Consider the following 12,259-nt stretch of genomic DNA (forward strand, 5'->3'; position numbering starts at 1 on the left):
GGCCGCGATCCGGCGCCGCACCCAGTCTTTGACATCGGTCAGCTTGCCGCGTCCCGGATTGCCCTGCGGCTTTGGCGCAAGCGCGCCAGTCTCGCGCTTGAGCCGCACCATGTCATTGACGAACTTGATGGAAACACACAGGCGCCGCGCCGCCTCGGTGTGCGTGCTGCCTTGCTCAACAAGCAAAACCGCCCGTTCACGTAACTCAACAGGATGCGGCTTACCCATACCTGACCCCCATATCTGCCTCCAGAACAGGGAATCACGGGATGATCGAAATGGGAATCCAGAATCCGATCAGGGGCGACACGCTCTAGCACCCTGCACACGTCGGCGGCGACGAACCACGGTTCGCCGTCGATCACGACGACGCGCACGGCCTGCTCTTCAAAATCGAAGGGAATTAACTCTGCACCCATGTGCCAGCTCCTATTCAGGTTGAGCCGACCACAGAAGGTTCCAATCTCTGGTGGCCGGACGACACGGGGTTGGAACTACCGCGAATAGGAACGGCCCGCTTGCGCGGCCCCGAACGCCCGACCATAGAAAAAGCCCGCGATGTGACGCGGGCTGGCAGCGTCCTATTCCATGCGGGGTTCCAATCCCGGCACGGTCTTTTCTACCGTGCAACGCCTACCGTGCCCGAAGATCACCCGACCGTCAAGCGACGCAGTGGTTTCCGCTCGACCCCCAGTCGATCACCCGGTCATCTCGCAAGGTGAAATGCAGCGTGCAGGTGTAGGTGTGTGTCACACCGGGCGATCCGCCTTGGCTGGTGGTGTAGAGGACGCCGCCAATATCGGTTGAGGTGTACGTGGGCGCGCTTTCCCCGACTGTCGTTGTCCGAGACCTTGCAAAGCTGACTGTCCGGTCGCCGTTCGGTGCCGTGTACACGTTGCTGGGAACGCCAAACCTGTACACCAAGGCCTGCTCGCTCGCGCCCATGTAAGAATTCATGAGGTTCACAAAGCCCTGACCTGTCGCACAGGCGGACAAAAAAATGAAAGCGCCGATGATGATGAACCCAAATCGCATATTCCAATCCCCTCTGGTTTTGGAAAGGCTTGCCCGGCGGTTTCATCCTGTCAACGCGACAGGGTGTCGGTAGTACCGACACCGTCTGTCGTAGCTGCCCCACCATCACACCGCCCCGTCCCACTGCCCCCGGCAGCCGTCGCACATCCTATGCCCCCGGCCTTCCGATGCGAAGGGGTGGCCGCAGCACAGGCAGCGGCGGACCGTGCGGGTGGGTGTGCGTTCGATCGAGAGCTGGCGGCGGGCGGCGGCGTCCTGGTCGCGGTAGAACGGGCTGATCCGGGCATCGCCGCGGAACACCGCCCAGGCCCCGTGCGATCCCTGCAGGGTCACGCCGGTCACAGCGTTATCCCCAGGCAGATCAGGGCCAGCAGCACGCCAGGGCGGGCCGTGTCCCAGGCGCGCGCCAGAGCGCTGGCGGTCAACAGATTGCGGGTCATCCCTTCTTCTCCTCGGGTTTCACGGGCCGTTGCACGGCATCGATGGCGCGGGTCGCTGTCCAGAACTGCGCGCCCATGTAGACCTGCCCGAGCGCGAAATCGCGCGCGGCCGAGTTGCCCAGCACGTCGCCGGCATCGTCGCGGCTGGCGCCGCCCAGGCGGGCGCGCTGGCCGAAGGTCCGTCGCAGGTCGCGGAACTGCACGTCGCCCAGCGACGGCATCGCGGCGCCGGCCGCGGTGCGCACGGCGGCGAAGCGTTTGTTGAACAGGGTCATGTCCCAGCCGTCGCCGTTGCGGGCAAGCCGCGCGTAGGGCTGGCCGGTGCGATCGTCGAGCAGCAGGCGGGGCGCGTCCGCAGGCAACCGCTTGAGATGCGCGCCCAGCCGGGGCTGGAGATCGAGGTGCACGGCCATGGCACCGACCGTGCCGCGCTTGGAGCGGCGCAGCTCGAGCACCCAGCGGGTCATCGGCTGACCGGTCACGGGGTCGGCCACGGTGCGCGGCGTGATCTGATCCGGGGTCAGCAACAGGATGTCTGTCTGCCGCTGGCCCTGCAGCTGGGCGATGTCGATGGCCAGCGACACGGCGTGCAGGCCCATACGCTCGGCCGTGGCGACCAGGTGGTCGGTTTCCGCCCAGGACAGCACCCGGTCGCGTGCCGTGGGCGCGCGCAGGCCCAGCCGCGCGCAGGGGTTCGAATTCTCGGGGCGCCAGCCGCGGCGTTCGGCGTGGGCGAACAGGGTGCTGGCCATGCGGATGATGGCTTCTGCGTTGCGGACCGAGTTCGCGCCCAGCAGATCGTCGTACCAGCGATCCATGTCCACCTTGGTCAGCACCGCCACGGGATGCGGGCCCCAGCGATCGTCGATCCGGTTCATCAGGCTGTCATAGGTCCGCCGCGTGGCTGCGGCGCGGTCGAGATACTGGCGCGACGCCCGGTAATCGGCGATCAGGGCTGCGACCGTGCGCGTGGCGCGGGTCACCGGCGTGCGGCGCCCGCGCTTGCGTGCCTCGGCGACGTCGGTGTTGAGACCCCGCGCGCGCTTGGCCGACCAGGTCAGGCGTTTTTCGTCGAGCTCCACCGGCGTGAAGCCCAGCGGACGGATGCGTGTTTCGGGTTCCCACCAGATGCGCCAGGACCCGTCGCGCCGCTGGCGCTGGCGCAGACGGGGGATGCTGTCGCGGATCGGCGGGCGAGCGGTCATACCAAGCCCTTCTCTTTGGCGAGCCATTCCGGGCAGGTGAGCGTGTAACTGCGCCCGTCCGGGTCCTGTTCCAGTTCCGCCTGGCTGTGGGGGATCCGGACCGCGTCTTCGCTGTCGCCCGTGTCGCTGACCAGCCATGCCTTGAGCGTGGCGTGGTGCAGGTGGACGGAGAGATCGACCAGATCGGAGCGCATCATGCTGCCCTTTCAATACCGGCCGCGCGGCGGGCCTTGTGGCACCAATTCCGCAGGGCCTGTTCCAGTCCGCCCTTGCTGGCGGCGCCCAGCCCCATCATGCGCAGCACCGTCACGCCGTCGCGGCGCTGCACGTCGGGCGGGTTGTCGACGCCGTTCAGCAGGTCGATCAGCAGATCGATCCGTTTCGCCCGGACCTGCATGGCGTCGGGATTGCCGCACTGCACCGCGGGCAGGTTTTCCATGTGCCGCAGCAGCACGGTGGCGCGTGCGGCGCGTTCCACGCTTGTCGGCCGCGCGATCACAGCCTCATCCCCCGGACGATGGCAAACAGGATGCCGCCCACCAGAACGCCGCCCCAGGCGAACAGCATCGCCGCGCGGCGCATCCACCTGCGGCGCGCCTCGCCCCGGTGCATCCGGTCCAGGTGGCGCGCCACGGGCCCGTCCAGCGGGCCGTGCAGGTCTGTCTGCGCCTCGGCCGTGCGGAAGGGCAGCACGTTGCCCCCTGCCCGGCTCATGACGCGCGGGCCCGCAGGGCGACCACGTTGCCGCCAAGCGTGGCGGGATCGATGTCGCGGGGCTTGCCCTGGCGCGCGGCCCAGGCCTGCACCTCGTCGCGGCGCCAGACCATGGGGCGGCGGGCGACGGGCATGGGCTGGGGAAACGACAGGTCCTCCTCCAGCCGGTCGCGGTTGCGCAGGAAGGCGGCACCGCTGGGCAGCCCGATCAGCTGCGCCACGGTATGCGCGGTGATGAAGTTGGCGGAAAGCATGGAACAAGATCCTGAATGGGTCCCGCCGCACTGCCCGGCGACGGGACGGGGACCATGGAGCGCGTCTGGCAGGACGCGGGGCAGCCCCGGCGTGGCCCTAGCCCGCGGCGCGGGTTGGGCGTTCGGATTGGGTGAGCAGGTCGCGCAGCATGGCGCGGGTCGCGTCGGGGTTGCCGTGGTGACGCACGTAATCCGCCGCGGGGTTGACGATCGCGACAGCCAAATCCTCGGGCGGATGCAGCGCGATCGCGGACAGCACGATCCCGAGCGACAGGTCGCCCCGGCGGATCGCGTCGGCCACGTCGAATTCGCTGACCCGCACATTCATCGCCATCACGACACCTCGCCGCGCAAGGGGATGACGTTGGCTTGCTGGATGATGGAGGCCATGAAGGCATCGACCTGGCGGCGCTGGATCAGTTCGTTCAGCAGCGGGCCGGCGCTGGCAAGCAGCCATTCGCTTTCGGCTTCGGAGACGTCGCCGTTGGCGGCGTTGTGGGCGAGGCGTTCGAGCTGGGCGAGCTGGCGGTCCGAGATCTCGGTCCCGCAGGCGCGCCGGACGTGGCGGTGTGAGTGTGGCATCGTGTGCAACCCCTGTTGTGCGTCGATGCGCACAAAGTGGGGTAGCTACCTGCCACCCGTCAAGTCACAATGTGAGTTTTTCTAATCTTTAGGCCGATCACTTATCCTGCGCATCAGAGCATCAGGCCCCATTTGAGCGTTCAACTCGGCAGTCATTTCGCTCAAAATCGCATGGAGCGCGGCATCCACCGTCTGCTTAGCCGACTGGCTCAAAAACATCGCCGCACCAAGTTCATCCGGGTGAAAAACCGCGTCGACCATCCGCAACGTAACATAATTTACTGAAAATTCGCGTTCTGATTGCCGAAGGTCGACGCGCATTATGTAGTCAATGCATTGATTGTACTTGTCCATTACAGGACGAGGGATGGTTCGCTTAGTGCCGCTTTGTATATTCTTGACATATGGCCTTTTGAAAAAAAAGGTCAGCCCAACTTCATATCCATCACATTGAAACTTCAAGGTTTTATTCCCTCCAACTGGCAACAATCTTGCCCCTTATGACGATATTGTTTCCGTCCACCACGTGCACCCGCCGGTCGTCTGCCGCAACGCTGGCGGCGACCAGGACGGGCGGTTCGAACCTACGCAGCAGCGTGACGGCCACGCCCAGCGTGTGGTCGTATCGCTGGGCGATCACGGTATCGCCCGCGCGGACGTGTTCCGCCGCGTGCTGGTCCACCGCCATCATGTCGCCCGGCAGCAGGCCCTGCAGGGACATGGCGAGGCTCTTGACCTGCCAGATATCGATGCCGGGGCGATCGAGCCCAAGCGCCTCGGTCACGCTTTGCGCCTTGCGGCGCTCGGTTTCCTGCCCGCGCCAGACCGCTGCATCGCTGTCGGAAAAACCTGGCTGCAACTCGCGCGCCCGCGGTTCGTCCAGTGCGCCAGCGCGTTTCAGCACTTCGTCAAGTGGCACTTCCAGGGTTTCGGCAAAGGCCTTCGCCCATTCCAGCGACATGCGTTGCCGGCCCGTGTAAATGTGAGAGACAACGGATCGATCACGACCCAGCCTTTTGGCTATGTCCGCCGTCGTCACGCCCGCCTTTTTCTGCTGCTTCTTGAACCACATCACATCCATGTGTGCCAAGTAGGCACTTACCACCCAACTTACTGCTTAGCTTTTCTAACTTTGTTACTTGACCAAAGGTTGTGACCGGCGCTACATCTTGCGCATGAGTAGCCACCTCACACCATTTGAAGTGACGATCCGCCTGTTCGGATCCTCGGAAGAGGTTTCGAGCATCGCCGGTCTCCATCGGAAATCCGGTTATGCCTGGCACGCCGCCAGCAAATGGCGCGACGCGGGCGACCTGCCGTCCACGCGTGTGATGCGCGCGCTGCTGGCCGAGGCCCGCGCGCGGGGCATCCCGCTGGAACACCGACACCTGATCGAGGGCGCACCCGCGGCCGAGATCGACGCGCTGCTGGGGGCCGACAGGCCCGCGGTGGCGGCATGAACACCGCCTGAAATCCCTCGGGCGGTGTCCGGGGCAGCGAGTTCCTCCCCGCTGCTCCGGCCAGACACATCAACCGGAGCGCGGCCATGCCCGATCCCGTCATCGCCATCGGAATGAACGCCCTGAGCGTCGCCATGAAAGCCAAGTGCGGCCAGCTGACCGCCAATGACGTCGCGGACCTGGTGAACGATGCGGGCGAGTTGCTGGACAGCGGTCAGCCTGTGCGCATCGCCGTGACCACCTTCGCGACCGGGTACGAGCTGTACGCCCACGACCCCGCCTACCTGCGCACGCTTGGGGTGGAGCTGCACGAGGCCGTCGCGCGCGCCGTGCAGCCCGATCCCGTCGACATCCACCGGAGGGACATCCATGGCTAGGGAACGACTGAGCACCGAGGAAGCCGCGCTGATCAATGCCGTGGGTGCGGTCGCGGCGCGTCTGCCCGAGTGGGACAACGTGCTGATCGAGACGATGCGGATCGTCATCGCGGACGTGCTGCCCGAATGCGACCGCGATCACGGGCACCTGGGCCCGGTCTGCACCGCTGGCGACGCGATCCTGGACTGGCCGAGGATGACACCGCAGGACCGCGCCTTTGCCGCCCATCACATCCGCGCGGCGGCGGCGGGGATCCTCACCTGGCGCGCGGCCTGCGCCCATGACCGGCGCCGCGCCCGCGCGGGGAACGCGGCATGAGCGGGTCGCTGCAGGACCTGTGCGCGCGCCTCGGGGCGGCGCTGGACGCGGCCCGGCGCGTGCACGGCTTCGCGGCCGAGCTGCGCGGCATGGGCTTCCCGGTCAATGTCTCGCACGACGGCGACCTGCCGTCGGTGGCGATCAACATCACCGTGGGCACGGATCGCGGCGTGCTGGTGGAAAAGGTGCCGCTGGCGTGCACGATCGTCGGTCTGCCAGATCCTGAACCTGCACCGAAGAAGACGCCGAACCCTGATCCGGGCCCCGGCGTTCCGGCGACGGCATCGCGCCCGCAGCACCCGTCCGCCTATATCAAGGGGCCGCTGACGGAGGACGAACGCGCCATCGTGCGCACCATGCTCGACCGAGGCGCGACCGGGAAACAGATCGGCGAGCGCCTGAACCGCGATCCGCGCCAGTTGGGCGGGATCATCAGCGCGTTGCGCAACCCGAAGAACAAGCGCGGCCCCGCCCCGGCCGCGAAGACCGCGCCCGTCATGGCCGCGCCCAAGGCCCAGCCGAAGCCCGCGGTATCGCCCGGCCCGAAAGCCCCACCGCCTGCCCCCACGGCTGTACCGACCGTCAAGCCCTTCGTTCGAGACCCGGAATGTGGCTGGACGCCCGACCAGGACATGACGCTGGTCGAGAGCCTGTCGCTTGGCGTGTCCCTGCCGGTGACCGCCACGAAGATCGGCCGCAGCATCGACGAGTGCAGGGACAGGTTCCGCGCGCTGCTGCCCGAGCCGAGCTTCGAGGCGCAGACCAATCTGCTGTGCGCCCTGAAGGCGGAGGCGGCGGCGTGAGCGAGCGGCAGACCTATTCGCTGGACCAGATCAAGGATCTGCTGCTGGCGCAGGTCGAGCACGTGGTCGACCGCTTCGCGCCGCCGGCCGAGGGGAGCTTCACCGACCACCAGGGGCGGTATTTCACGCTCAACCCGGGCCGCGCCGACCGGTCGGTCGGATCGTTCTATGTTCACATCCGCGGCGCCCGCGCCGGGCAGTGGCGCGACCACGCGACCGGGCAGTTCGGCGACGTGCTGGACCTGATCCAGCTTTCCCTGGGCTGCGACACGCGCGAGGCCCTGCGCGAGGCGCGCAACATCCTGGGCCTGTCGACGATCAGCCCCGAAGACCGCGTTCGCCACGAACGCGCCGCGGCCGAGGCGCGCAAGCGCCGCCAAGAGGCGCAGGCCAAGGCCCGCGAGGATCAGCAGCGCAAGGCGCAGCGCGCCCACGCCCTGTGGCTGTCCGCACAGGCCAGCCTGCGCGGCACGCCGGTGGAACGGTACCTGGCGGACACGCGCGGGATCGACCTGGCGGAGCTGGGGCGCCAGCCGCGCGCGCTGCGCTATCACCGGTCGTGCAGGTATTACCACATGGACCCGGACACCGGCGAGGTGATCGAGGGCAGCTGGCCCGCGATGCTGGCGATCGTCTGCGGCGCGAACGGACGCGCCATCGCGTGCCACCGGACCTGGCTGGCGCTGCGCCCGGACGGGCGCTGGGACAAGGCCCCGGTGCCCAAGGCGCGCAAGGTGCTGGGCAACTATGCCGGCGGTGCCGTGATGCTGTGGCGCGGGATCGGTCCGCGCGGCGGCAAGCCCGCCCCGCTGAGCCAGTGCCCGCCCGACACCCACGTGTACATCACCGAAGGGATCGAGGACGCGCTGTCGGCCGTGATGCTGATGCCCCATGCGCGGGTGATCGCGGCGATCAGCCTGTCGAATTTCGGGGGCGTGCCGCTGCCCCCGAACGTGGCGCGCGTCACGCTGGTGGCCGACCAGGACCAGGGCGACCAGGCGCAGGCCGAGCTGGCCCGCGCCGTGGACCAGCACGCGGCAGCCGGGCGCGAGGTGCGCGTCTGGAAGAACACCATGGGCGGCAAGGATCTGAACGACGCCCTGCGCGCGGCGCGGGCGAAGGGGGTTGCGTGAGCGACGACAGTCACATCGAATGGACCGACGCGACATGGAACCCGATCACGGGCTGCACCATGGTCAGCGCGGGCTGCACCAACTGCTATGCGATGGGCCTTGCCGCCACGCGCCTGCGCCACCATCCCAGCCGGGCCGGGCTGACGCGCGAGACCGGCGGGCGGCATGTCTGGACCGGCAAGGTCCGGCTGAACGAACAGTGGCTTGACCAGCCTCTGCGCTGGACCAAGCCGCGGATGATTTTCGTCTGCGCCCATGGCGATTTGTTCCATGAGGCTGTGCCGGATGAATGGATCGACCGCGTGTTCGCGGTCATGTCGTTGTGCCCGCGTCACACGTTCCAGGTGCTGACGAAGCGGCCGGAGCGCATGCGCGCATGGCGGACTGAAAACCGGATCACTCACATCATGGCCGCTGCTGAAGCCGAGATCGACCGGCTGGGATGGGATAGCTGGCCAGCATCGACGCGCGCATGGGAAGCCCACATCGACGGCTTTCCCAACGTCTGGCTGGGCACGTCGATCGAGGACCAGCCGACCGCCGACGCGCGCATCCCGGACCTGCTGGCCACCCCGGCCGCGGTGCGGTTCGTGTCGGCCGAACCGCTGCTGGGGCCCGTGGACCTGACCAGCATGGAGCGCAGCGGCGGAACCGGCCTGATGCGACCGCTCGACGGCCGCTTTCGCACCCTCGACTGGATCATCGTCGGCGGCGAAAGCGGCCCCGGCGCGCGCCCCATGCACCCGGATTGGGCGCGGTCCCTGCGCGACCAGTGCCATGCGGCGGGCGTGGCGTTCTTCTTCAAGCAGTGGGGCGGCTGGGCACCGGCATCGGTCGTGATCCCCCATGCCCATCTTCCCGAGGACGCAGACCACATGGTGCACGCGGTCAAGAAGCTGACCGGGCGATGTCTGGATGGGCGCACATGGGACGAAATGCCGGTCGGCAGCGCCACCCGATGACCCCGCCCGACGACAACGTGCACCCGCTGCGCAGCGAGCTGGAGAACGCGCCGACCGTGGCGAAGCCGAAGGGCGACGGCACGAAGGGCGACAGCGGCGGCGGAAAGGGCAAGAAGCGCACCCGCCAGCCCGGTGAAATCTGGCCGGACTGTCCCGTCCAGGCGTTGGGCATGTCGGGCGACGTGTCGTTCTACCTCGACGTGCGGGGGCAGTTGCGCGGGGTGGACAACCACACCCTGCAGAAGATGCTGCACGTGTTCGGCGGGCGTACAGCCCTGCTGGCGCACTGGTTTCCCGTCTACGACAAGGAAGGGCTGCCACGCCCCAACCGGTTCGACCAGTTGTCACTGGCCACGGCCATGATCACCGCGTGCGAGGAACGCGGCATCTGGTCCCCCACGGGACGGATGCGCGAAGCGGGCTGCTGGACGGACGAAGACGGCAGCCTGATCGTGCATGCGGGCGACGAGGTCCTGATCGGCGGCGCGTGGAAGCCGCCCGGCATCCACGGTGGCAAGGTCTATGCCGCGTGCAACCCCGCACCCCGCCCGGCAGAACAGGACCGCCAGGCGCTGGCTGGTCTCGAGCTGCTGGAGCTGATCGAGACCTGGAACTGGCGCAGGCCCGACATCGATCCGCAGCTCGCCCTGGGCATGATCTGCGCCCAGATGCTGGGTGGTGCGCTGGACTGGCGCCCGGTCGGATGGCTGACAGGCGATGCCGCGACGGGCAAGTCGACGTTCCAGAAGCTGCTGCTGTACGTCCATGGCGGCGAAACCGGCCTGCTGCAGGCAGCGGACGCGACCGAGGCGGGTATTCGCAGCGTCATCGGGTTCTCGAGCTTGCCCGTGGCGATCGACGAGCTGGAGCCGAACCCCGAGCAGCCCAGCAAGACCAAGAACGTGGTGGAGCTGGCGCGGCGTGCATCGTCGGGCGCGCAGATTTTCCGGGGCGGTGCCGACCAGAAGGGCCACCAGAGCAACGCCTATTCGTGTTTCCTGTTCAGCTCGATCCTTGTGCCGGCCATGCCGCCGCAGGACCGGTCGCGGCTGATCCTTCTGGATCTCGACCGGCTGCCGAAGACGGCGCCGAAGATGACACTGGACGCGCGGCGATTGCGGTCGATCGGGGCGGGGCTGCGGCGCCGCCTGATCGACCGCTGGCCCGAGTACCAGGTCAGGCTTGAGACATGGCGCGCCGCCCTGGCCCTGGAAGGCCAGTCGGGGCGTGGCGCGGACAATTTCGGGACCGTGCTGGCGCTGGCGGACATGGCGCTGCACGACGCGGCGCCTTCGGCCGAGATCCTCGAAAGCTGGGCCAGCAAGCTGTCGCTGGCCGTGACCGAGGACGCGGCCGAGGTCGGCAGCAACGCCGAGGACATGCTGGTGCACCTGATGTCGCAGGAGATCGATGTCTGGCGGCGTGGCGAGCGGTTCACCGTGGCGCAGTGGGTGGCCATGGCCGCGCACCTGCCCGGCGCGCGGGAGACCATCGACAGCGCGGACCGCAACACCGCCAACGACTACCTGGCGCGGTACGGTCTTCGGGTCTATGGCCGCGACGTCGATGCGCGCCTGGCGATCGCCAACAAGCCGCTGCAGGGGCTGCTGGACCTGTTCGACGGGTCGCTGTGGGCGAATGGCGTCTGGGCGCAGGCGGTGCGCCGCATCGACGACGCGGAACCGGTGAACATGACCCTGAACCGCGTGGCAACGCGCGGCATGCGCATCCCGCTCAAGGCGATCCCAGGCATTCTGACGTTCCCCATGGACCGCGCACAGCGAGACGGCCCCACACCACCCACACCCGACGAAGAGGACGGCTTCGCCTGACATGCGCGATCACGGCAGCATCCATGCCCCCGGCGGCTTTGACGGCTTCACCCCGACCCGTGGGTGTGCCATTATTCGCGAAGCGGGCCTTCCCTTGCGGCTGGGTCCGGGGCTACGACGCTCAAGAATTAGGCGTCGTAGGGCTGTCGTAGGGCAAAACCTCTGCAATGTCAGAGGGTTACGCGCCGCCTACGACGCTACGACGCTACGACACGGTTTTGCCTCACATGTGTGTGCGCGTGCGCGCGCATATGCGGGATTGTGTGTGTCGTACTGTCGTAGCGTCGTAACTTTCTTATATCTTATTGAAAATAAAGAAAAAGAGGCTACGACAGCCCTACGACGCTACGACACGACATGTGCCTCGAAGTGTCGTAGCAACCTGCCAAGTCATTGGAACCATTGGAAACGCTCAAAAGGGTGGTGTTTCTGATGGCTGGTCCGCAGAACGGATACGAGCAGTTGGCGCGGGATGCAGCGGCCCGGATCGATCGGGCGCGGGCGACGGGCGAGCAGCTGACCTTCCTGCCTGATGAGCCGCGCCCTGGCGGTGCCGTGGCGACGCGCGGCGATGGCGCGGGCGACAGCGGGTCGGGCAAGCGCGGCAAAGGCCGCGTGTCGAGCCAGATGCGAGACTGGCTGGAGCATCGCGGCTACCGGCTGCCCGAGGACGTCCTGGTGCAGATGGCGGGACTTGCCAGCCACGAGGATGCTGTCCTGACCGCCATGCAGGCGGCGGAGCGGGTGCTGAACTGGGCCTACGATCCGGGCGACGATCCGCTGCGCGCCCAGAAGCGGCCCAGCGAGACCAAGCGGATCGAGGTCTTCATGCAGCTCTACACGATCCAGCTGCGCGCGGCGGAGGCGCTGCTGCCCTATGGCGCGCCGAAGGCCACCCCGGATGTCAACGTGAACCCGAATGTGACGTTCGTGGTGCCCATGCAGCCGTCTGGCGCTGCGGATCGGTCCGGTTCGGCGCGGGATGTCACGCCGCGTCCCGGCAGTCGGATGGCCCCGCCGCCGCTGCCCAGCAAGAACAAGCAAAATCAACAGGTTAGCGGCGCTTCGGACGATGCGTCGGACACGGACAGTCGGACGGAGTGACTAAGATGCTGGAAAACATGGGGAAAAATGGGGTTCGGC

Annotated in this window: 19 protein-coding genes and 1 pseudogene; 8 read left to right on the forward strand and 12 right to left on the reverse strand. The window is 67.4% G+C overall.

The window, feature by feature from the left end; translation table 11 throughout:
* The 12 genes and pseudogenes from DDE13_RS12300 to DDE13_RS12360 form a co-directional block, all read right to left on the reverse strand.
* A pseudogene (locus DDE13_RS12300) lies at positions 1-228 on the reverse strand (helix-turn-helix domain-containing protein); the annotation flags it as partial.
* A 432-nt stretch (positions 229-660) separates the two neighbouring features.
* Positions 661-1,035, reverse strand: coding sequence for a hypothetical protein (locus DDE13_RS12310; RefSeq protein WP_111404589.1), 375 nt, complete (start codon positions 1,033-1,035; stop codon positions 661-663).
* 105 nt (positions 1,036-1,140) lie between these two features.
* Positions 1,141-1,377 (reverse strand): hypothetical protein, encoded by a 237-nt coding sequence (locus DDE13_RS12315; protein WP_111404590.1) that lies wholly within the window; start codon positions 1,375-1,377, stop codon positions 1,141-1,143.
* Between the two features lie 94 nt (positions 1,378-1,471).
* Positions 1,472-2,680, reverse strand: a complete 1,209-nt coding sequence (locus tag DDE13_RS12320; protein WP_111404591.1) for a hypothetical protein — start codon at positions 2,678-2,680, stop codon at positions 1,472-1,474.
* The gene (locus tag DDE13_RS12325; RefSeq protein WP_222626092.1) at positions 2,677-2,877 is read right to left on the reverse strand and encodes a hypothetical protein; all 201 of its coding nucleotides are present in this window, start codon (positions 2,875-2,877) and stop codon (positions 2,677-2,679) included. The genes DDE13_RS12320 and DDE13_RS12325 overlap by 4 nt, the downstream gene beginning before the upstream one ends.
* The gene (locus tag DDE13_RS12330; RefSeq protein WP_111404592.1) at positions 2,874-3,179 is read right to left on the reverse strand and encodes a hypothetical protein; all 306 of its coding nucleotides are present in this window, start codon (positions 3,177-3,179) and stop codon (positions 2,874-2,876) included. Before DDE13_RS12330 ends, DDE13_RS12325 begins: the two co-directional genes overlap by 4 nt.
* The gene (locus DDE13_RS12335; RefSeq protein WP_111404593.1) at positions 3,176-3,394 is read right to left on the reverse strand and encodes a hypothetical protein; all 219 of its coding nucleotides are present in this window, start codon (positions 3,392-3,394) and stop codon (positions 3,176-3,178) included. Before DDE13_RS12335 ends, DDE13_RS12330 begins: the two co-directional genes overlap by 4 nt.
* A complete protein-coding gene (locus DDE13_RS12340; protein WP_111404594.1) occupies positions 3,391-3,648 on the reverse strand; it encodes a helix-turn-helix transcriptional regulator in 258 nt (85 codons plus the stop codon). Before DDE13_RS12340 ends, DDE13_RS12335 begins: the two co-directional genes overlap by 4 nt.
* Positions 3,649-3,745: 97 nt before the next feature.
* The gene (locus tag DDE13_RS12345; RefSeq protein ID WP_111404595.1) at positions 3,746-3,982 is read right to left on the reverse strand and encodes a hypothetical protein; all 237 of its coding nucleotides are present in this window, start codon (positions 3,980-3,982) and stop codon (positions 3,746-3,748) included.
* The gene (locus tag DDE13_RS12350) at positions 3,982-4,230 is read right to left on the reverse strand and encodes a hypothetical protein (RefSeq protein ID WP_162630974.1); all 249 of its coding nucleotides are present in this window, start codon (positions 4,228-4,230) and stop codon (positions 3,982-3,984) included. Before DDE13_RS12350 ends, DDE13_RS12345 begins: the two co-directional genes overlap by 1 nt.
* An 81-nt stretch (positions 4,231-4,311) precedes the next feature.
* Entirely contained in the window at positions 4,312-4,551 is a 240-nt protein-coding gene (locus DDE13_RS12355) for a hypothetical protein (protein WP_162630975.1), read from the reverse strand.
* A 145-nt stretch (positions 4,552-4,696) separates the two neighbouring features.
* On the reverse strand, positions 4,697-5,311 hold the full coding sequence (locus tag DDE13_RS12360; RefSeq protein ID WP_111404598.1) for a helix-turn-helix transcriptional regulator: 615 nt from the start codon (positions 5,309-5,311) through the stop codon (positions 4,697-4,699).
* A 94-nt stretch (positions 5,312-5,405) separates the two neighbouring features.
* Here DDE13_RS12360 and DDE13_RS12365 point away from each other — a divergent pair, with 94 nt between their 5' ends.
* From DDE13_RS12365 to DDE13_RS12395, 8 genes are all read left to right on the forward strand, one after another.
* The gene (locus tag DDE13_RS12365) at positions 5,406-5,690 is read left to right on the forward strand and encodes a hypothetical protein (RefSeq protein WP_162630977.1); all 285 of its coding nucleotides are present in this window, start codon (positions 5,406-5,408) and stop codon (positions 5,688-5,690) included.
* A gap of 86 nt (positions 5,691-5,776) precedes the next feature.
* Positions 5,777-6,067 (forward strand): hypothetical protein, encoded by a 291-nt coding sequence (locus DDE13_RS12370; protein ID WP_111404600.1) that lies wholly within the window; start codon positions 5,777-5,779, stop codon positions 6,065-6,067.
* On the forward strand, positions 6,060-6,386 hold the full coding sequence (locus DDE13_RS12375) for a hypothetical protein (protein WP_162630978.1): 327 nt from the start codon (positions 6,060-6,062) through the stop codon (positions 6,384-6,386). The genes DDE13_RS12370 and DDE13_RS12375 overlap by 8 nt, the downstream gene beginning before the upstream one ends.
* Entirely contained in the window at positions 6,383-7,189 is an 807-nt protein-coding gene (locus DDE13_RS22875; RefSeq protein ID WP_162630979.1) for a helix-turn-helix domain-containing protein, read from the forward strand. Before DDE13_RS12375 ends, DDE13_RS22875 begins: the two co-directional genes overlap by 4 nt.
* Positions 7,186-8,322: a DUF7146 domain-containing protein gene (locus tag DDE13_RS12380; protein WP_162630980.1), complete on the forward strand. Its 1,137-nt coding sequence runs from the start codon at positions 7,186-7,188 to the stop codon at positions 8,320-8,322. Before DDE13_RS22875 ends, DDE13_RS12380 begins: the two co-directional genes overlap by 4 nt.
* A complete protein-coding gene (locus tag DDE13_RS12385; RefSeq protein WP_111404603.1) occupies positions 8,319-9,284 on the forward strand; it encodes a DUF5131 family protein in 966 nt (321 codons plus the stop codon). Before DDE13_RS12380 ends, DDE13_RS12385 begins: the two co-directional genes overlap by 4 nt.
* Positions 9,248-11,116, forward strand: coding sequence for a DUF927 domain-containing protein (locus tag DDE13_RS12390; protein WP_162630981.1), 1,869 nt, complete (start codon positions 9,248-9,250; stop codon positions 11,114-11,116). Before DDE13_RS12385 ends, DDE13_RS12390 begins: the two co-directional genes overlap by 37 nt.
* 432 nt (positions 11,117-11,548) lie before the next feature.
* Positions 11,549-12,220, forward strand: a complete 672-nt coding sequence (locus DDE13_RS12395) for a hypothetical protein (protein WP_162630982.1) — start codon at positions 11,549-11,551, stop codon at positions 12,218-12,220.
* Positions 12,221-12,259: the final 39 nt, after the last annotated feature.

The organism is Meridianimarinicoccus zhengii, assembly GCF_003254465.1.
GTDB classification, from domain to species: Bacteria; Pseudomonadota; Alphaproteobacteria; order Rhodobacterales; family Rhodobacteraceae; genus Meridianimarinicoccus; species Meridianimarinicoccus zhengii.

Excerpts from the sequence above, each read along its gene's own strand:
- DDE13_RS12375 (WP_162630978.1), top strand. The coding sequence starts at position 6,060 with ATGGCTAGGGAACGACTGAGCACCGAGGAAGCCGCGCTGATCAATGCC.
- DDE13_RS12395 (WP_162630982.1), top strand. The coding sequence starts at position 11,549 with ATGGCTGGTCCGCAGAACGGATACGAGCAGTTGGCGCGGGATGCAGCG.
- DDE13_RS12355 (WP_162630975.1), bottom strand. The coding sequence starts at position 4,551 with ATGCGCGTCGACCTTCGGCAATCAGAACGCGAATTTTCAGTAAATTAT.
- DDE13_RS12360 (WP_111404598.1), bottom strand. The coding sequence starts at position 5,311 with ATGGATGTGATGTGGTTCAAGAAGCAGCAGAAAAAGGCGGGCGTGACG.
- DDE13_RS12350 (WP_162630974.1), bottom strand. The coding sequence starts at position 4,230 with ATGCCACACTCACACCGCCACGTCCGGCGCGCCTGCGGGACCGAGATC.
- DDE13_RS12390 (WP_162630981.1), top strand. The coding sequence starts at position 9,248 with ATGGGACGAAATGCCGGTCGGCAGCGCCACCCGATGACCCCGCCCGAC.
- DDE13_RS12340 (WP_111404594.1), bottom strand. The coding sequence starts at position 3,648 with ATGCTTTCCGCCAACTTCATCACCGCGCATACCGTGGCGCAGCTGATC.
- DDE13_RS12345 (WP_111404595.1), bottom strand. The coding sequence starts at position 3,982 with ATGGCGATGAATGTGCGGGTCAGCGAATTCGACGTGGCCGACGCGATC.
- DDE13_RS12310 (WP_111404589.1), bottom strand. The coding sequence starts at position 1,035 with ATGCGATTTGGGTTCATCATCATCGGCGCTTTCATTTTTTTGTCCGCC.
- DDE13_RS12320 (WP_111404591.1), bottom strand. The coding sequence starts at position 2,680 with ATGACCGCTCGCCCGCCGATCCGCGACAGCATCCCCCGTCTGCGCCAG.
- DDE13_RS12370 (WP_111404600.1), top strand. The coding sequence starts at position 5,777 with ATGCCCGATCCCGTCATCGCCATCGGAATGAACGCCCTGAGCGTCGCC.
- DDE13_RS22875 (WP_162630979.1), top strand. The coding sequence starts at position 6,383 with ATGAGCGGGTCGCTGCAGGACCTGTGCGCGCGCCTCGGGGCGGCGCTG.
- DDE13_RS12325 (WP_222626092.1), bottom strand. The coding sequence starts at position 2,877 with ATGATGCGCTCCGATCTGGTCGATCTCTCCGTCCACCTGCACCACGCC.
- DDE13_RS12335 (WP_111404593.1), bottom strand. The coding sequence starts at position 3,394 with ATGAGCCGGGCAGGGGGCAACGTGCTGCCCTTCCGCACGGCCGAGGCG.
- DDE13_RS12365 (WP_162630977.1), top strand. The coding sequence starts at position 5,406 with ATGAGTAGCCACCTCACACCATTTGAAGTGACGATCCGCCTGTTCGGA.